Below are 18,826 nucleotides of genomic sequence, written 5' to 3'. Positions count from 1 at the left end.
GAGGGGGCCCGGCCTTCGCACAGGACAGGTGGCTACTTCACGCCCACCGCGCGGATCAGTTCCTGCTTGACCGAGCCGCCCCGGTCGTCGCTCGCCCCGGCCCGCAGCGAGACGGAGCCCGCGTCGGACGGGACGCGCAGCTCGCCGTCCCAGGCGGCGCCGTGCCGCGACTTCTTGAGGGCGACCTTCGTCCAGGTCTTGCCCTCGTCGTAGGAGACCTCCAGGGTGCCGCCGGTGATGGTGCCGGTGCCGGCCGCGCCCTTCACGTACTCGGCGGAGATCCCGACGGACAGCTTGCGTCCGGCGCGGACGTCACCGTCGATGTCGGTGTCCACGTCGAAGCCGAGGTTGAGCATCGGCAGGTACGTGACCTTGTTGCCGGGGGTCTCGGCGGAGCGGAAGGTCCACTCGCTGTGGCCCTTGCCCGCGAGCCGCCAGCGCGCCGGGTCGAGCGTGGTGTCGGTGACGACCTTGTAGGTCGACTCCTCCGCCGGCGCGTCCCAGGCGTAGGCGCCGGAGCTCATCTTGCGGTCGACGCGGGTGCCGTTGACGTACACCTCGGTGAACTGGGTCATCGAGTCGTCGTTCCACACGTTGCCGAAGCCGGTGTGGTCGGTGCCGGAGTCGCCCCAGCCGGGGGTGTTGAAGCGCAGGTCGTTGCCGGTGCGCTGCTGGCCCCAGCCGAGGCCGGTGCCCAGCCAGGGGTGCCAGACGGGGCCGAACCAGTCGAGGTCCACCCGGCTGCCGCCCCGGTAGGACGGGGTGCCGCCGCGCTCCTCCAGGGAGTCGCCGATGTCGACGGACTCGTGCCAGCGCTGGCCGGTGCCGGTGGAGACGTACTCGGTGCGCTCGGTCGGGAAGGAGATCCACTCCTTGAAACCGAAGCCGATCGGGAAGGTGTCGGTGATCGAGTAGCGGAACTCGCCGCCCAGTTCCTTGCGCTTGGTGGGCGCGTAGAAGGTGGAGCTGATGGTGGCGAGCTCGTCCTCGTCGGGCCGGAAGACCAGGTCCTTGCCGATGGCACCGGGGTGGCCCTCGGAGAGGTCGTACGTGAACGGGGTGAAGCGGGTGCCGGTCAGGTCGACGCGCTTGCCGCGGGCCGCGGCGGCGGCGAGCCGCTGGGCGTCGGCGGTGTTGACGGTGGCGACGGCGAGCGGCCGGTCCTCGTAGTCGGCGGTGCCGAAGAACTTCATCAGGCGGCCGGGCTGGTCGTCGGTGACGAACAGGGCCTTGGCGCCCGCGTCCTGGGCGTTCTGGGCGAGCTGCTTCGGGTCGGCGCCCTCGGTCAGCCGGGCGAGGACGGCCTTGCCGGTGACGTTCTTGCCGGTGTACTCGGCGGGGGTTCCGGTGCCCGCGTCGACGAGGCCGAGACGGTGGCCGCCCTCCAGGAGACCGCCGCCGGCCTGCGGGGTGGCCTCGGAGAGACGGGTGCCGTCGACGCTCGCCTCCAGCATGGGCTTGCCGAGGCGCCAGACCGTCCGGTACTCGAAGGTGCCGGTGGCGGGCTTGGTGGTGGGCGCCGCGAAGATCGAGTCGTACATCGGCGGGACCTGGACGGCTCCGCCGTAGGAGGCGCCGTTGGCGTCGCGGTCGAACTCCATCAGGAGCTGCCGGGTCTCGGTGCGCTTCTCGACCTCGGCGCGGATCTCGCGGAGCTGCCGCCCGTCGAGGGTGATCTCGCGGTCGCGGTCGAGGGTGATCTCCGGGGCGGTGAGGAAGCCCAGGCCGAGGGAGTCCTTGCCGTGGGAGCCGCGGACGTCGAGGAAGGTGTCGACGGTGTACGTGCCGGGCTTCAGGCGGAGTTCGAGGGTGCCGGACTCGCCGACCGTGGCCGGGAAGGGGTCGGTGCCCTGGGTGAGCTGCTTCACGCCGAGGTAGGCGGGGGTGGGGGCGCCGTCGCGGTCCTTGACGTGGACGGTGAGGGTGTAGCGCTCCTCCTCCTTCACCAGGCCGAGCGCGGTGTGCGCGACGACGGTGCCGGCGGCGGTGGCGGTGACCCGGCCGGAGGACTGGCCGACGGGGGCCTTGGTGCCGTCACCGGTGACGGTGGTGCTCGCGGTCCCGTGGGCGGGGACGGTGAGGGTGGTGTCGGCGAGGGCGGCGACACCGGCCGGCATGCCCTCGACGGCCAGGTTCAGCTCGACGGGCGCGTCGGAGGAGTTGGAGTAGGTGACGGTCTTCGTGACCGGCTCGTTCGAGTCGTACGGCCAGGCGACGTAGCCGAGGTCGGCGGAGCCGGTCGCGGTGACGTTCGCGGCGATCGCGGCGGCCACGTCGACCCGGCCGGAGCCGAGGGCGTACGAGGAGGCGTCGAGCGTCTTCGAGGACGACATCAGCGCGCTCTTGAGCTGGGCGCCGGTCCAGTCGGGGTGCCGCTCGGCGAGCAGGGCGGCGACACCGGCGACGTGCGGGGTCGCCATCGACGTACCGCTCATGGAGGTGTAGAGGCCGCTGCCGGAGACGAGCTGGGAGCGGGCGGCGAGGATGTTCACACCGGGCGCCGACAGGTCGGGCTTGAGGGCCTGGTCGCCGTAGCGGGGGCCCTGGCTCGTGAAGTAGGCGGCCTCGTCGGCGGAGTCGACGGCGCCGATGGTGAGGGCGGAGTCGGCGGCGCCGGGCGAGCCGATGGAGCCGGGGTAGCCGGAGTTGCCGGCGGCGATGACGAAGAGGGCGCCGGTCTCGGCGGTGAGGGTGTTGACGGCCTGGGCCATCGGGTCGGTGCCGTCGCTCGGTTCACGGGAGCCGAGGCTCATCGAGACGATCTTGGCATCGATGTCCTTGGCGGCCCACTCCATGCCGGCGATGATCTCCGACTCGGAGCCGGAGCCCTCGTCGCTGAGGACCTTGCCGACGGCGAGGGTGGCGCCGGGGGCGACGCCCTTCTCCTTGCCTTCGGAGCCGGCGCCGCTGCCGCCGACGGTGGAGGCGACGTGGGTGCCGTGGCCGTTGCGGTCGGCGACCTCCTGGCCGGCGATGAACGACTTGGACTCGGTGACCCGGCCCGCGAGGTCGGGGTGGGCGAGGTCGGCGCCGGTGTCGAGCACGGCGACCTTGACGCCCTTGCCGGTGAGCCCGGCCTCCCAGGCCTTCGGGGTGCCGATCTGCTCGTTGGACTCGGCCATGGCGGCCTTGACGCGGCCGTCGAGCCACACCTTGGCGGGGGCGGCGGACCGCGCGTTCGGAGCGGCGGTGAAGCCCTGCCAGAAGGCGGCGGGGTCGGTGGCGGTGACGGCGGCGCCACCGACGCTGGGCAGCGGGCGGACGGTCTCGGCACCGCGCGGGGTCGCCGCGGCGGTACGGGCGCCCTTGCCGCCGTACGTGACGATCAGCGGCAGGTCGCCGGTGATGCCCTGCTCGACGAGGCCGGTGACGTCGAAGAGGCGCGGGTCGAGCGCGCCGGAGGCCAGGTAGGGGCGGGCCTCGTCGGGGACGACCGTGACCCGGCCGTCCGAGATCTGGCTGCGTATCGCGCCGGTGGCGCCCTTGGCCCGGTCGACGGTGACGGTCTGCCGGCCACCGCCGAGGTCGGTGAGGGTGACGCGGTCTCCGGTGACGAGGGTGACGGTGGTGCTCGCCGCCGCCCCCTTGAAGGTGTCCGGTACGGCGGCGGCGGTGTTCCCGGCGGCGGCGGTCTGCCCGGCCGAGAGCATCACGAGAGAGATGCCCGCGGCGATCAGCGCGGCCCTCCCTCTGTCGAAGGGTGTGGTCCTCGACGTCATCGTTCGAACTCCTCGCGGACCCGGGGTCGGGGGTGTTTCCGGGTGCCGCGAGGAGTCTTGGCCAGGTGGACGGGAGTTGACTCCGTTCGGTCCTGGCGGTTATGTGCCGTGGCGGCCAACCGCCAGAACAGGACGTGCCGTTCGGGGAGAATTGCTCACGGAGTCGGGTCGAGCGCGTCGTACCGGCGGAAACCGCGCCCGTACAGGGCGAGGACACCGATCGCGAGGACACAGGCGATTCCGCCGCCGGTGACGGCGACCGCGGGCGAGGTCAGATCGGCCACCGACCCGGCGAGGAAGTCCCCGAGCCGGGGCCCGCCCGCGACCACCACGATGAACACGCCCTGGAGCCTGCCGCGCATCTCATCCGGCGCCGCGACCTGCATCATCGTGTTGCGGAAGATCATCGAGACGGTGTCGGAGTACCCGGCGAGAGCGAGCAGGAGCAGCCCCAGCCAGAGGTTCCGGGTGAGCCCGAAGACGGCGATGGCGGTCCCCCAGCACGCGACGGCGATCAGGATCGCCTGCCCGTGATGCCGGATGCGGCCCTGCCAGCCGGAGAGCACCCCGCCGAGCAGCGCCCCGAACGCGGGCGCGGCGACGAGGAGTCCGGCGGTCTTCGCGTCGCCGCCGAACCAGAGCACGGCGATGGCGGGGAACAGGGCACGGGGGTGGGCGAGGATCATCGCGCAGAAGTCCGAGAAGAACGTCATGCGCAGGTTGGGCCGGGTGGCGAGGAACCGCAGCCCGTCGAGGACGGAGGCCCTCTTGCCGCCGGCCCGCTCCGGGAGCATGGAGGGCAGCCGCCACATGGCGTAGAGGCTCGCGGAGAAGGCGACGGCATCGACGAGGTACGCGGTCTGGTAACCGGCGAACCCGACGATCAGGCCGCCGAGGCTCGGCCCGACGAGCATGCCGAAGGTGGTGACCATCGAGTTCAGCGCGTTGGCGGCGCGCAGCTGCTCGGGCGGCAGCAGCCGGGGGATCATCGAGGACCGCGCGGGCGAGTTGAGCGCGGCGCACACGGCTTGCAGGGCGACGATCCCGTACAGGAACCAGACCCGGTGGAAACCGGCGAACGCGGCGGTGGCGAGCGCGATCGACAGCACGGCGGAACCACAGGCGCTGTAGAGCCCGAGCTTGCGGCGGTCGACGGTGTCGGCGATGGCCCCGCCGTACAGCCCGAAGGCGACGAGCGGTACGAGCGAGAACAGTCCGACGAGCCCGACGGAGAAGGGCGAGCGGGTGATGTCGTAGACCTGAAGGGAGACGGCGAGGGACGTCATGCCCTGCCCGACCCAGGAGACGGTGCTGCCGAACCAGAGACGGCGGTAGTGGGCGGAGGTCCGCAGCGGGGTGAGGTCGGCGAAGAGCCGGCGGCGCTCGGGGGCCGGGGGCTGTGCGTCGGGCTCGGGCCGGGGTCGCGACTGCGGCGACGGCTGGGTGGCGGTCACGCGAGGTCGTACCGGAGCTCGGGGCGGTCCCAGTGGATGTGTCCGGAGGGCGGGACGGTACCGGTCCGGACGGCGCCGGTCCGCAGATAGAACTCCTCGGCGGGCGGATGCGCGACGACCCGCACGGCCGTGAGCCCGGCGGCCCTGGCCTGCCCGGCCATGTGCTCCATGAGCAGCCGCCCGATGCCCAACCCCTGTGCGCTGTCGGCGACGAAGGCGAGGTCGAGTTCGGCGTCTTCGACGAGCAGCGCGTAGAACCCGAGCACACGGTCGCTCGCGTCGACGGCGACGAACACGGGATGGTGCTCGATGTACGCGCCGCCGACCTGGTACCCCGCGACCATGCCGGCGTAGTCCCCCCGATAGGCGCGGGAGGTGCGGACGAGCCGGGTGAGCCGCTTGGAATCGTCGGCGGTGGCACGCCGGATGGTGAACTCGGACATGGGGCGAGTATAGGAGCGTTCCCGGATATCGATCCTTACGTTTTGGCAAACGGCGAGGTCGGGGCCGGGCGGTGGGCATGAGTCGGGCGGCGGACCCGTCCGTGTCCGCCGCCCGGTCCGTTCCCCAGTGCCTACCGGCCCGCTTCCGTCACCGCCGACTCGTGGGGCAGGGTCGCCCCCCGGGTGAAGGCCGCCGTGAAGGCGGCCGGGCCAAGGGTCGTGCGGGCCGTCTCCTCCACCCGGTCGACGTCCAGCCGTTCCGCCGGGGGCAGGGGTGCGCCCGTCGAGGCGCGCAGGGCCGACGCCGTACCCAGGAGGAGTGCGGCCCCCCGGACCCGGCCCGCGCCCGCGTGCGCCGAGGCCAGGCCCTCCAGGGCGAGCGCCACCGCGCGGGGGTCGCCGGAGGTCAGGGCGGTGCCGTAGCCCTCCTCCTGGAGTTTCAGCGCCCCCGCCGCATCGCCGCGCGCCAGCGCCGAGAAGCCCAGCTCGGCCAGGATCAGCGCGTTGGCGGAGTCGAGACCGACCGCCCGGTGCCAGTCGAGGACCTCCCGCATGTGCCCCTCGGCCTCCTCGACCAGGCCCTCGCGCCGGGCCCCCAGGCCGAGCCCGAGGACCGCGTTGATCTCACCCGCGCGGAACCCGACCTCGACCGCCCGCTCCCGCGCCGCCCCGTGGTACGCCCGCGCCTCGGCGAGGTCGCCCCTCAGCAGGGCCGTACGCCCGATCCCGGCCAGCAGGTCCGGCACCTCGGTCGTCAGGCCGAGGCCCTCCGCCGTCGCGAGCCCGGCCCGCTTGAGCCGGTCGGCCCGCTCGTACTCCCCGTGGATCTCGGCGACCGTCGCCAGCGGATACACCGACCACAGCCGTGAGCACGCGTCGCCGACCTCTGCGAACAGCGCGTCCGACCGCCCCGCGTCCGCCTCCGCGCCCGTCACGTCGCCGCCCAGCAGCCGCTGCACCGAGCGGTCCGCGAGCGCCGCCGCCTCGACCCAGCGGTCCCCGTGCGCCCGGGCGCCGTCGAGCGCCTCCCCCGTCAGGTCACCGCCCTCGCTCCGGCTGCCGGTCCCGCAGAGCGCGTGGGAAAGGAACCAGCGCGCCCAGGACCGGTCCGAGGGGTGCGACGGCTCGGCCTCGTCGTACGCGGCGAGCGCCCGCGCGATCCGCCGCTGCCGGTCCGTACCGTCGCCGCCCATGACGGCGAGGCCGGTGCGCCAGACCTCCACGCGGGCGCGGAGCGCGGCCGGTTCGGTCCGCGCCGCGTTCTCCCCCGCCGGGCCCAGCGCCGCCGTCGCCGAGCGGAGCGCCTCACCGAGACGCCCCCGCATGACCCAGTACCAGGCGAGCGCGTCGACGAGCCTGAGTGCCGTCTCGGCGTTCCGGCCGGTTGCGGGTTCGGCGACCGCCCGGTCCAGGGCCGCCCGCAGGTTCGGCGTCTCGGCGTCGAGGTGGGCGAGACGGCGGCGCTGGTCCGGCCCGCGCAGCGCGGGCCCGGCGTCCTCGGCGAGCCGCAGGTAGTGGGTCAGATGCCGTTCCCGTACGGCCTCCGTCTCGCCCGCGTCCCGCAGCCGTTCCAGGCAGTACGCGGCGACGGACTCCAGGAGCCGGTACCGGGGCCCGTCCGGCCCGTCGACGGCCACGACGAGCGAACGGTCGACGAGGCGCGCGAGCAGGCCGAGGACGTCCTTGGCGGCGACGGCCCCGGAGGGCACGTCCTTGGCGGCGACCGCCACGGAAGGCACGTCCCCGGCGGCGACCGCCACGGAAGGCACGTCCCCGGCGGCGACCGCCACGGAAGGCACGTCCTTGGCGGCGACCGCCACGGAAGGCACGTCCCCGGCGGCGACCGCCACGGAAGGCACGTCCCCGGCGGCGACCGCCACGGAAGGCACTCCCCCGGCGGCCCCCTCTGCCGCTCCTCCGGGCGCCACCCCGCCCGAGCACACCTCCTCCGCCGCCGTCAGCGAGCAGCCCTCCGCGTGAACGGCGAGGCGTCGCAGCACCGTTCGTTCCTGCTCGCCCAGCAGTTCCCAGCTCCAGTCGATGACCGCCCGCAGGGTCTGCTGCCGGGCCGGCGCCCCGCGCAGCCCCGCGTCGAGGAGCCGGAAGCGGTCGTCGAGGCGCGCCAGGAGCCCGTGCACGCCGAGGGCCCGGACGCGGGTCGCGGCCAGTTCCAGGGCGAGCGGGATGCCGTCGAGGCGGCGGCAGATGGCCCGTACCGTCTCCTGGGTGGCGGGGTCGAGGGCGGCGCCCGTACCGAACCCGGGGGCGGAGGCGGCCGCCCGCGCCGTGAACAGTTCGACCGCGCCGTCCCCGTCCAGCGGCTCCACCGCCCAGAGCATCTCGCCCGCCAGGGCGAGGGGTTCCTGGCTGGTCGTCAGGACGACGAGGCCGGGCGCGGTGCGCAGCAGCAGCTCGGTGAGCGAGGCGGCCTCGTCGACGACGTGTTCGCAGTTGTCGAGGACGAGCAGCGTGCGTTTGCCGCGCAGGACCTCCGCGAGCCGCTCCGCCGTGGTGAGCGCCCGTTCGCCCTCGGGTCGCAGCCCCCACACCCCGTCGTCGCGGAGTTCGAGCGCGGCGGCGACGACCTCGGCGAGTTCCCCGCGCGCACCGGCGAACTCGACGAGCCACACCCCGTCGGTGAACTCCTCGCGCAGCTGCCCGGCCGCCTCGACGGCGAGCCGGGTCTTCCCGACCCCGCCGGGCCCGGTGAGCGTGACGAGCCGCCGTTCGGTGAGCAGTCCCCGTACCTCGGCGACGGCCGCGTCCCGTCCGACGATCCCGGCGAGCGGCGCGAACAGATTGCCCCGGACGGGGCTGTCGGTCACCACCGGGACGGAGGGAGGAGCGGTCGCCGGCGCGGGCGCGGGCGCCGAGAGCGACGCGTCCTGCCGGAGCATCGCCGCGTGGAGCGCGGTCAGTTCGGGGCTCGGGTCGAGCCCCAGTTCGTCGGCGAGGAGGGCGCGCAGCTCCTCGTACCCGGCGAGCGCCTCGCTCTGCCGACCCGCCCGGTAGAGGGCCCGCAGCTGCACCGCCCGCAAGCGTTCGCGCAGCGGATGAAGGGCTACGAGCTCCGCCAACTCCCCCGCCAGCACGTCCTGTTCGCCCGCTTCGAGTCGGGCCTCGGCCAGTGCCTCGCGGACGACGAGCCGCTCCTCCTCCAGTCGGTCCGCCGCGGCCCGCGCGAAGGACTCCCCCGCGAAGCCGGCGAAGGCCGGCCCCCGCCACAGGTCGAGCGCCTCCCCGAGCAGTACGGCTCGGGCGCGCGGATCGGCCGTCTCCCGGGCCCGGGCGGCGAGCCGGGTGAACTCATGGGTGTCCAGGGCCCCTTCGGGTACGGCGAGGAGGTAGCCGGGCGCCTGTGTGACGACGAGGTCGCGCCCGCCGGGCTCGGCCTCGTCCAGGGCGCGGCGCAGCTGGGAGACCTTGGCCTGGAGCGCCCTCAGCGGATTGCCGGGCGGTTCGTCGCCCCAGAGGTCGTCGACGAGCCGGAACGCCGCGACCGGCCGGCCCGCGTCGACAAGGAGCGCGGCGAGCAGGGCCCGCACCTTGAGCTCGGGGACCCGGACGGGCGTGCCGTCCTCGGTCCGTACGGCCGTCTCCCCCAGCACCGCGAATCGCATGCGGCCACCGTAACCCGCCCCGAACAAGCCCTGGTCCGAGCCCGAACCAGGCCCGAACAGAACCCGAGCCGTACCCGAACAGCCTCCCGGCAGAGTCATCCCCGTCAGCAGGAGACGACACGGAAGACCACCAAGGAGCAGGACATGAGCAGCAACAAGCCCCTCGCCGGCAAGACCGCCCTCGTCACCGGCGCCAGCCGCGGCATCGGCCGGGCGATCGCCCTCCGCCTCGCCGCCGACGGCGCCCGGGTCGGCGTCCACTACGCCGGCAACGAGACGGCCGCGAAGGAGACGGTCACCGCGATCGAGGCCGCCGGCGGCTCCGCCTTCGCCCTCCGCACCGAGCTGGGCGTCCCCGGCGACGCCGACGCCCTGTGGGCCGCCTTCGACGAGCGGACGGAGGGCGACCACGGTCTCGACATCCTGGTGAACAACGCCGGGATCGCCGGCCCCGGCCTGATCCACGAGGTCGAGGAGGCGGACTACGACCGGGTGTTCGCGGTCAACGCCAAGGCGCCGTTCTTCATCATCCAGAAGGGCCTCGACCGGCTCCGCGACGGCGGCAGGATCGTCAACATCTCCTCCGGGGTCACCAAGGTCGCCTTCCCGGGCATGACCTCGTACGCCGCCTCCAAGGGCGCCGTCGAGGTGCTGACCCTCACCCTCGCCCAGACCCTCGGCTCCCGGGGCATCACCGTCAACGCGGTCTCGCCGGGGACGATCGAGACCGACATCCACCCGTGGATGGCCGACCCGGCCGCCAAGGCGCACGCCGCCGGGTTCTCGGTCTTCAACCGGGTGGGGCAGCCGGGTGACGTGGCCGATGTCGTCGGCTTCCTCGCCTCCGACGACGCCCGCTGGATCACCGGCCAGAACATCGACGCGAGCGGCGGCTCCGGCCTCGGCCTCTGACCGCCCGGATGCCGGCCACCCAGGGGCGGGCCCGCGACCACCCCGGGCCCGCCCCCGCCCCCTCCCCCACGCCTCCCGAACCCACGCGAAGGACCCGAGCCCATGACCCGCCACACGCTTCTCGTCCACGCCCACCCCCGTACCGACTCCCTCACCGCCCAGGTCGCCGACCGGCTGCACGCCCGCCTCAAGGACGAGGGCGGCACGGTGGACGTACTCGACCTGTACGCCGAGGGGTTCGACCCGGCGCTCCGCCCGGAGGACGAGCCGGACTGGGAGAACCGCGAGAAGGTCTACTCACCCGAGGTCCGCGCCCATATGGACCGCGTCCTGGCCGCCGACGACATCGTGGTCGTCTTCCCGGTCTGGTGGTTCACCCCGCCGGCCGTCCTCAAGGGCTGGATCGACCGGGTCTGGAACTACGGCTTCGCGTACGGCCGGAGCCGCCCCCGGCTCGCGGGGAAGCGGCTGCTCTGGCTGGCTCTGATGGGCGGGACGCCCGAGGAGATCGAGCGGCTCGGCATGACGGACGCCCTCGGTCTGATGCTCGTCACCGGCATCTCCGCCTTCTGCGGGCTCCCGGACGCCTCCCTCCGCGTCCTGCACGGCACCGAACTCTCCGGTGTCCCGAAGGAGTTGCGCCCCGGCCGGGTCGCCGACCTGCTCACGGAGGCCGACCGGACCCTGACCGAGGAACTGCTCACCACGGCCACGGCCACGACGACCACCGCCGCCGCCGTCACCACCACCACCGCCACCGCCACCGCCACCGCCACCGAGAAGACCGTCGAGAACACCGTGAACGAGGAGCCGGCACGATGACCGCCACCCTCGCGGAGAACACCGCGACACCGCCCCGGGCCGGAGCCCGCCAGTGGCTCGGCCTCGCCGTCCTCCTCCTCCCCGTCACCCTGATGACCGCCGACCTCGGTGTGCTGTGGCTCGCCACCCCCTACCTCTCGGCCGATCTGCGGCCCAGCGGCGCCCAGTTGCTCTGGATCACCGACATCTACGGCTTCCTCACCGCCGCCACCCTCGTGATCATGGGCACGCTCGGTGACCGGCTCGGCCGCCGCAAGCTCCTGATGGCCGGTTCGGCCGGCTTCCTGCTCGCCTCCGCCCTCGCCGCGTACGCCCCGAACGCCGGGACGCTGATCGCGGCCCGCGCCCTCCTCGGCATCGCGGGGGCGGCGGTCCTGCCCTCCACGCTCGCCCTGATCAGCCATATGTTCACGGACGCCCGGCAGCGGGCCACCGCCATCGCGATGTGGGTGACCGCGCTGTCGGTGGGGCTCGCGATCGGACCGGTGATCGGCGGCGTCCTGCTCGCCTCCTGGTGGTGGGGCTCGGTCTTCCTGATGGGCCTGCCGGTCATGCTGATCGCCCTGGTCACGGCGCCGCTGCTGCTCCCCGAGTACCGCGACCCGAACCCCGGCCGGCTCGACCCGGCGAGCGTGCTGCTCTTCCTCCTCGCGGTCCTGCCGCTGGTGTACGGCGTGAAGTCGCTGGCCGCGCACGGTCCGACGGCCGAGGCGGCGATCGCCTTCGCCGTGGGCCCGACCTTCACCACCCTCTTCGTCCGACGCCAGAACCGGCTGGAGTCCCCGCTCCTGGACCTGCGGCTCTTCAAGAACCGGGCGTTCACCGGCGCCCTGCTCACCCTGCTCCTGGGGATGACCGCGCTCAACGGCGTCGAGTACCTGGTCCCGCAGTACCTCCAGGCGGTCGCCGGACTGCCGCCGCTCGAAGCGGGACTGTGGCTGCTGCCCGGAGCCGCCGGTCTGATCGCCGGTTCACAGGTGACACCCTTCGCGGCACGGAGGGTCCGCCCGGCGTACGTGCTGGCCGGCGGGCTCCTCGTCTCCCTCGCCGGGTACGCGGTGATCGCCCTGGGCGAAGGGGTGACCGTGGCCGCCCTCGCCCTCGCGGTCGTCATGTTCGGCGCGGCTCCGATCAGCGTCCTCGGAACGGCCCTCGCGGTCGGCTCCGCCCCGGCCGAGAAGGCGGGCGCGGCGGCCGCGACCGGTCAGACGGCCTACGACCTGGGGCTCGCCCTGGGCATCGCGGTCACCGGCAGTGTGGCGGTCGCCGTCTACCGGGGCGGCATCCCGGCCGACGCCCCGGCCGCGGCCCACGAGAGCGTGGGCGCGGCGCTCGCCCTCCAGGACGAGGGGCTGCGGGAGCAGGCCCGGGAGGCGTTCACGACGGCCCTGCACTCGGCCTCGGCACTGAGCGCGGTCTTCGCCCTGGTGACGGCGGCCGTGGTCCTGACCCTGCTCCGCAAGGTCCCCCGCACCTGACCCCCGGGAACAGCAGCTGCTCGCCGTGCCTACCGCGCGGCGAGCAGTATGCGTGGGGCCCCGCCCCGGGGCGTTCCGGCAGCCGGGCCCCGGTCAGCGGCAGACGTTCAGGTCGTCCGGGTCGACGCCGTCGAGCCGGACGGCCAGCGCGTCGAGGCGTTCCCGCAGGTCGCGGATGTCGGCGAGGTCGAGGCCCGTCGCGGCGGCGATCCGGCGCGGTACCCCGCGCGCCTTCTCCTTCAGCGCGGTCCCCTCGGCTGTGGGCCGTACCGTGACGGACCTCTCGTCCTCGGGGCTGCGGCGCCGTTCGACGTATCCGGCCGCTTCCAGCCGCTTGAGCAGCGGGGACAGGGTCCCGGAGTCGAGCCGGAGGCGCTCGCCGATGCCCTTCACGGGCAGCTCGCCGTGCTCCCAGAGCACCAGCATCACGAGGTACTGGGGGTAGGTGAGCCCCAGCTCCTTGAGCGCCTCGCGGTAGACGCCGTTGAAGGCGCGGGTCGCCGCGTGCAGCGAGAAGCAGATCTGGTGGTCGAGCCGGAGGAAGTCCTCGTCCGGGACGGTGTCGAGCGTCTCCATGGCTCCAGGATACGCGAGGACAGCTCACACGCGATTGAGTTGTGCACAACTGAATAGTGCGCTATCAATAGAGAGCCACCGCAGCACACCGCCTCCCGAGGACAGGAACGGAAACCATGGACGCGATCTACACCGCCGTCGCCACCGCCAACGGCCGCGAGGGCCGCGCCGTCAGCTCCGACGGCCACATCGACCTCCCCCTCGCCCACCCCCAGGCCCTCGGCGGCAACGGTCAGGGCACCAACCCCGAGCAGCTCTTCGCCGCCGGGTACGCGGCCTGCTTCGCCAGCGCGATGAACCTGGTCGCCCGCCAGGAGAAGATCGACATCTCCGACGCCTCGATCACCGCCGAGGTCTCCATCGGCAAGGACCCCGCGGACGGCGGCTTCGGCCTCGCGGTGATCATGCGCGCCGAGTTCCCGGACCACCTGCAGGGCGAGGCGGGCAAGTCCCTCCTGGAGAAGACCCACGCGTTCTGCCCGTACTCCAAGGCGACCCGCGGCAACATCAAGGTCGACCTCGTCGTCGAGTAGTTTTCTGTCGGTTCGCGTACGCCCCCGGTGGTCATCGACCCACCGGGGGCGTTCGCTTGTGGGTTTTTCCGTTCGGGCGCGGGGGATTCGCCTGCCGTACGACGGGCAGTCATGGAACGGCCGCCGGGCGGTGGTTCACGGGCGCTCTCCTTGGGGCGCCCGTCGGCCGTCCACCCGGCCGCCGCACGCGCACCCCCACCCGTGCCCGTACCGACCCGGAGGAGAACTCCCCCATGGCCGACCTCGACCGTCGCCGGTTCCTTCAACTCGCCGGCGGCACCGCCGCGTTCACCATGCTCTCGGAGAGCATCGCCCGCGCCGCCGCCATTCCGGCGCAAGGCTCAAGCGGCACCATCCAGGACATCGAGCACATCGTCGTCCTGATGCAGGAGAATCGTTCCTTCGACCACTATTTCGGGTCGATGAAGGGCGTACGAGGCTTCGGCGACCCCCGCCCCGTCACCCTGCCCAGCGGAAAGTCGGTCTGGAACCAGACCAGCGGCGGCAAGGTCACGCTGCCCTTCCGGCCGGAGAGCGCGAAGCTCGGCATGGAGTTCCTCCAGGGCCTCAACCACGACTGGGCGGGCGGCCAGAGCGCCTTCAACAAGGGCAAGTACGACAACTGGATCCCGGCCAAGACCCCGGCCACGATGGCGTACCTCACCCGTGAGGACATCCCCTTCCACTACGCGCTCGCCGACGCGTTCACGGTGTGCGACGCCTACCACTGTTCGTTCATCGGCTCGACCGACCCGAACCGCTACTACCTGTGGACCGGCCACACCGGCAACGACGGCACAGGCGGCGGCCCGGTGCTCAACAACGCCGAGGCGGGCTACGGCTGGAAGACGTACCCCGAGCGGCTGGAAGCGGCCGGGGTCTCCTGGAAGGTCTACCAGGACGTCGGCGACGGGCTGAACGCCGCCGGTTCCTGGGGCTGGATCAACGACGCCTACCGCGGCAACTACGGCGACAACTCCCTCCTCTACTTCAACACGTACCGCAACGCCCAGCCGGGCAACCCGCTGCACGACAAGGCCCGCACGGGCACGGACGCCAAGGCCGGCGAGGGCTTCTTCGACCGGCTCCGCGCCGACGTCCAGGGCGGCCGGCTGCCGCAGATCTCCTGGATAGCCGCCCCGGAGGCCTTCTCCGAGCACTCCAACTGGCCGGCGAACTACGGCGCCTGGTACATCTCGCAGGTCCTGGACGCGCTGACCTCGAACCCGGACGTGTGGGCCCGTACGGCCCTGTTCATCACCTACGACGAGAACGACGGCTTCTTCGACCACGTCGTCCCGCCGTACGTCCCCGGCTCCGCCGCACAGGGTCTGTCCACCGTCGCGACCGGACTCGACCACTTCCCGGGGAAGGCCGGCTACGTGGCCGGCCCGTACGGCCTCGGCCCGCGCGTCCCCATGATCGTCGTCTCGCCCTGGTCCACCGGCGGCTACACCTGCTCCGAGACCTTCGACCACACCTCGGTCATCCGCTTCATGGAGCAGCGCTTCGGCGTGCAGGAACCCCAGATCTCGCCCTGGCGGCGGGCCGTCTGCGGCGACCTGACCTCCGCCTTCGACTTCACGCGGACGGACACCTCGGCGGCCGCGCTGCCGCCGACCGGCGGCTACTTCCCGCCGGACAGGAACCGTCACCCCGACTTCCTCGCCACCGCCCCGGCCACCGGCACGATGCCCCGCCAGGAGCGCGGCGCCAAGCCCACCCGCCCGCTGAAGTACGCCCCGTTCGTGGACGGCGCCGCCGACACCGCGGCGGGCAAGTTCCGCCTCACCTTCGGCGGCGGACCCTCGGCGGGCGCGCAGTTCTACGTGACCTCGGCGAACCGCACGGACGCCCCGTGGACGTACACGACGGAGTCCGGCAAGTCGATCGCGGACACCTGGAACACCCAGTACTCCAAGGGCGTCACCGACCTCACGGTCCACGGCCCCAACGGCTTCGTCCGCCGCTTCCGCTCCCCCGGCAAGACGGCCGTCCCCGAGGTCACGGCCCGCCACAACGCCACCACGGGCCGGCTGGACCTCACCTTCACCAACGCGGGCACGACCGCGACGGTGACCCTGACCAACGCCTATGGCGGCACCCCGACGACGCTCTCGGTCCCGAAGGGCGCCACGGTCACCCACAGCGTCGACGTCGCCACCGCCCACCACTGGTACGACGTCACCGTCACGTCCTCCGCGAGCACGGACTACGTCCGCCGCCTCGCGGGCCACGTGGAAACGGGCACGGCGAGCGTCACGGACCCGGCCATCCTGACGTACTGACCCTTCCGCCGCCCCGCCCGCCCGTCGACGGGGAGGGCGGGGCGGGCACGGGCGGGACGGGACGGGACGGGTACAGGCGGGGGCTGCCGTGCCCGTGCCCGTGCCCGCCGCCGCCGAGCACGCCGCCCCGGTGACCGTGATACTCGAAGGTGGGCACCTTGGCCCGGCATCCCGAGGAGGCACCAGCAGACCGACGGCCCCAAGGGACGCCCCACAAGGGATCGCACACTGCGAGGTGACTGCCATGAGCCAGCACACACCCACCGGAGGGCAGGGGACCGCCGGCGCCGCGCCAGGCACGGCACACCGGTCAGAAGGCGGCGGCGTCGCCGGCGGAGGCACCGTGTTCGCCGCGGTACTGCTGTCGCTTTCCGGCGTCCTGGCCATCCTCCAGGGGATCGCCGCCATCGCCGAGGACGACGTGTACGCCCGCGTCGGCAGTTACGTCTTCGAGTTCGACCTGACGAGCTGGGGCTGGATCCATCTCGTCCTCGGGATCGTCGTCACACTGACCGGCGTGGGCCTCTTCATGCACGCCAACTGGGCGAGGGCGGCGGGCATCTGCCTGGCCGGACTCAGCATGATCGCCAACTTCCTCTGGCTGCCCTACCAGCCGTGGTGGGCGATCACCCTCCTGGCGATCAACGTGTTCATCATCTGGGCGCTGTGCACCAGCTGGTCGCACACCGCCGACTGACCCGCCGATCGACCGCCGATCGACCCGACGGTCCGATCGGCCCATCGACCCGGACCTCACACAGGCGTTCCGACGGCCGCTGCAAGGGCCAGACAGGAGGGCTCCCGATGCCCCGGAAGGCGACCACGGCGATGCGCGCGGCACGCCACGCCACCCCACAGGAACGCGCGGCGCTCGGCAAGAAGGCCCGGCGCCGCTCACCGCGGTCGGGCCACGCCGTGTACCGGCCGGCCGGCGACCGGCCGGACCCGCTGACGATCCTGGAGGCGCAGTCGTCGACACGGGTCCCCGAGCTCGTCCCGATCCGCTACGGCCGCATGACGGAGTCCCCGTTCCGCTTCTACCGCGGAGCCGCCGCGATCATGGCGTCCGACCTGGCCGGCACCCCCCGCTCGGGACTCACGGCCCAGCTGTGCGGGGACGCCCACATGCTGAACTTCCGCCTGCTCGCCTCACCGGAGCGACAGTTGATGTTCGACATCAACGACTTCGACGAGACGCTCCCGGGCCCTTGGGAGTGGGACGTCAAACGGCTGTCGGCGAGTCTCGTCATCGCCGCCCGGGCGAACGGCTTCGACGACGCCGAGCGCTCCCGCCTCGTCAGGCACACGGTCCGCGCGTACCGCGAGGCGATGATCCGCCTCGCGGACATGCGCACCATCGACGTCTGGTACGCGAAGATCGGCGTGGACCGCCTTGAGGCCCTCACCAAGGACGTGCTCCACAAGAGCGGGCGGAAGAAGCTCACCCGCGCCATGGCCAAGGCCCGCACCCGCGACAGCCTGCAGGCCTTCGACAAGCTCACCGAGATCGTGGACGGCCGGCCCGTGATCGCGGCCGATCCCCCGCTGCTCGTTCCGGCGGCCGACCTGATGCCGGACTTCGAGCGCAACGCCCTCGAAGAGCAGTTCCGCGGCCTGATCACGCAGTACGGCGCCACCCTGCCGTCCGACCGGCGCACCCTCCTGGCCGACTACCGTCTGACGGACGTCGCCCGCAAGGTGGTCGGCGTCGGCAGCGTCGGAACCCGCTGCTGGATCTTCCTGCTCCTCGGCCGGGACGACCAGGACCCGCTCTTCCTCCAGGCCAAGGAGGCGGACACCTCCGTGCTCGCCCCGCACGTCGGCGCGAGCGCGTACCGCAACCAGGGCGAGCGCGTCGTCTCCGGCCAACGGCTGATGCAGGCCACCAGCGACATCTTCCTCGGCTGGGAGCGCGTGGACGGGATCGACGGCAGGCGGCGCGACTTCTACGTACGCCAGCTGCGCGACTGGAAGGGCATCGCCATGCCGGAGCAGATGAGCCCCCAGGACATGGAGGCGTTCGGCGATCTGTGCGGGGTCACCCTGGCACGCGCGCACGCCCGGTCCGGCGACCGGATCGCGATCGCCGCGTACCTGGGCGGCGGCGACTCCTTCGACCGTGCGCTCGCGACCTTCGCGGAGCTGTACGCCGACCAGAACGAGCGCGACCACCAGGCCCTGGTCGACGCCGTACGCGCCGGCCGGCTGCCCGCGGAGGAGCTGCCGTCGGCCTGACCGGAGCCGCAGCCCGGGTCACGGCGCGAAGGGTGGACCGTCCTGCTCATCGTCCCCCGTCTCCAGGCTCCGCAGGCGCCGGCCCTCCTGGACGGCCCCCAGCAGGAATCGGGCCGCCACGCCGATCAGCAGGAAGTTGGCGGTCATCTGCCCCGTCGTCAGCAGCCGGGCGAGTTCGGTGCGCGGGCTGATGTCGCCGAAGCCGACCGTGCTGAACACGGTCATCGTGAAGTAGAGGGCGTCGGTCCGGGACAGTGTCTCGGTGAAACTCTCGGGTGCGCTGCGCTCCAGCAGGTAGTAGGTCGCGGCGAAGAGCAGCACGAAGAACGGCAGCGCCGTCGCCACCGCCGCGATGGCCCGGAGTCCCGGGCGTGCGGAGCGCATGACCGTGCGCACCTGCCAGGCGATGAGCAGTGCCACCAGCAGGACGCCGCCGGCGAGCACCGCCACGGTGCCCGCGGTGAAGGACGAGTCCAACGGCAACAGGTAGTAGGCGGCCAGAACGGCCGTCAGCGACAGAATCGCACGCGCCGCGGTGAGCAGGGCCGACCGGCGGCCCCCCGGATTCCCGTCCACGTTTCCCCTCTCGCTCGCACGGAGCGGCGTGACCGTGCCACGCCTCTGCCGGCGGGCGGTCACCGTCCCAGGCGGCCCCGGCACCGTGCGGCAGGCACACCCGGAGGACACCGGACCGGCGCAACCCGTACTCCGCCGAGCGGGTGACCCTCCCGATCCGGTTCCGCCCC

General features: G+C 72.9%; 13 protein-coding genes. 7 read left to right on the top strand and 6 right to left on the bottom strand.

Translation table 11 applies throughout. The features are described 5' to 3' along the window. Positions 1–32 precede the first annotated feature (32 nt). The 4 genes from OG259_RS28235 to OG259_RS28220 all read right to left on the bottom strand — a co-directional run bounded on the left by OG259_RS28235 (position 33) and on the right by OG259_RS28220 (position 9,236). A complete protein-coding gene (locus OG259_RS28235) occupies positions 33–3,719 on the bottom strand; it encodes a S8 family serine peptidase (RefSeq protein ID WP_328944805.1) in 3,687 nt (1,228 codons plus the stop codon). A 155-nt stretch (positions 3,720–3,874) separates the two neighbouring features. Then, positions 3,875–5,071: an MFS transporter gene (locus OG259_RS28230; protein WP_328947196.1), complete on the bottom strand. Its 1,197-nt coding sequence runs from the start codon at positions 5,069–5,071 to the stop codon at positions 3,875–3,877. A gap of 98 nt (positions 5,072–5,169) precedes the next feature. Further along, entirely contained in the window at positions 5,170–5,616 is a 447-nt protein-coding gene (locus OG259_RS28225; RefSeq protein WP_328944804.1) for a GNAT family N-acetyltransferase, read from the bottom strand. Positions 5,617–5,747: 131 nt separating this feature from the next. Further along, entirely contained in the window at positions 5,748–9,236 is a 3,489-nt protein-coding gene (locus OG259_RS28220) for a BTAD domain-containing putative transcriptional regulator (protein ID WP_328944803.1), read from the bottom strand. A 144-nt stretch (positions 9,237–9,380) separates the two neighbouring features. Here OG259_RS28220 and OG259_RS28215 point away from each other — a divergent pair, with 144 nt between their 5' ends. The 3 genes from OG259_RS28215 to OG259_RS28205 all read left to right on the top strand — a co-directional run bounded on the left by OG259_RS28215 (position 9,381) and on the right by OG259_RS28205 (position 12,448). Then, positions 9,381–10,148: an SDR family oxidoreductase gene (locus tag OG259_RS28215; protein WP_328944802.1), complete on the top strand. Its 768-nt coding sequence runs from the start codon at positions 9,381–9,383 to the stop codon at positions 10,146–10,148. A 102-nt stretch (positions 10,149–10,250) separates the two neighbouring features. Next, the gene (locus tag OG259_RS28210; RefSeq protein WP_328944801.1) at positions 10,251–10,970 is read left to right on the top strand and encodes an NAD(P)H oxidoreductase; all 720 of its coding nucleotides are present in this window, start codon (positions 10,251–10,253) and stop codon (positions 10,968–10,970) included. Next, entirely contained in the window at positions 10,967–12,448 is a 1,482-nt protein-coding gene (locus OG259_RS28205) for an MFS transporter (protein WP_328944800.1), read from the top strand. The genes OG259_RS28210 and OG259_RS28205 overlap by 4 nt, the downstream gene beginning before the upstream one ends. Before the next feature lie 93 nt (positions 12,449–12,541). On the opposite strand, the gene OG259_RS28200 is transcribed toward OG259_RS28205, so the two are convergent. Next, complete coding sequence (locus OG259_RS28200; RefSeq protein WP_328944799.1) at positions 12,542–13,024, bottom strand: MarR family winged helix-turn-helix transcriptional regulator; 483 nt, start codon at positions 13,022–13,024, stop codon at positions 12,542–12,544. 116 nt (positions 13,025–13,140) lie between these two features. Here OG259_RS28200 and OG259_RS28195 point away from each other — a divergent pair, with 116 nt between their 5' ends. The 4 genes from OG259_RS28195 to OG259_RS28180 all read left to right on the top strand — a co-directional run bounded on the left by OG259_RS28195 (position 13,141) and on the right by OG259_RS28180 (position 18,080). Further along, complete coding sequence (locus tag OG259_RS28195; RefSeq protein ID WP_189829493.1) at positions 13,141–13,557, top strand: organic hydroperoxide resistance protein; 417 nt, start codon at positions 13,141–13,143, stop codon at positions 13,555–13,557. A gap of 233 nt (positions 13,558–13,790) precedes the next feature. Beyond that, complete coding sequence (locus OG259_RS28190; protein ID WP_328944798.1) at positions 13,791–15,845, top strand: phosphocholine-specific phospholipase C; 2,055 nt, start codon at positions 13,791–13,793, stop codon at positions 15,843–15,845. 244 nt (positions 15,846–16,089) lie between these two features. Continuing rightward, the gene (locus OG259_RS28185; protein WP_328944797.1) at positions 16,090–16,542 is read left to right on the top strand and encodes a DUF7144 family membrane protein; all 453 of its coding nucleotides are present in this window, start codon (positions 16,090–16,092) and stop codon (positions 16,540–16,542) included. 107 nt (positions 16,543–16,649) lie between these two features. Beyond that, complete coding sequence (locus OG259_RS28180) at positions 16,650–18,080, top strand: DUF2252 domain-containing protein (protein WP_328944796.1); 1,431 nt, start codon at positions 16,650–16,652, stop codon at positions 18,078–18,080. Between the two features lie 18 nt (positions 18,081–18,098). Here the strand turns inward: OG259_RS28180 and OG259_RS28175 are convergent, their stop codons facing one another. Further along, the gene (locus tag OG259_RS28175; protein WP_328944795.1) at positions 18,099–18,656 is read right to left on the bottom strand and encodes a potassium channel family protein; all 558 of its coding nucleotides are present in this window, start codon (positions 18,654–18,656) and stop codon (positions 18,099–18,101) included. Positions 18,657–18,826: the final 170 nt, after the last annotated feature.

It is taken from the genome of Streptomyces sp. NBC_00250, assembly GCF_036192275.1.
Classification (GTDB): domain Bacteria; phylum Actinomycetota; class Actinomycetes; order Streptomycetales; family Streptomycetaceae; genus Streptomyces.
This window is presented reverse-complemented; position numbering and strand designations above follow the sequence as displayed.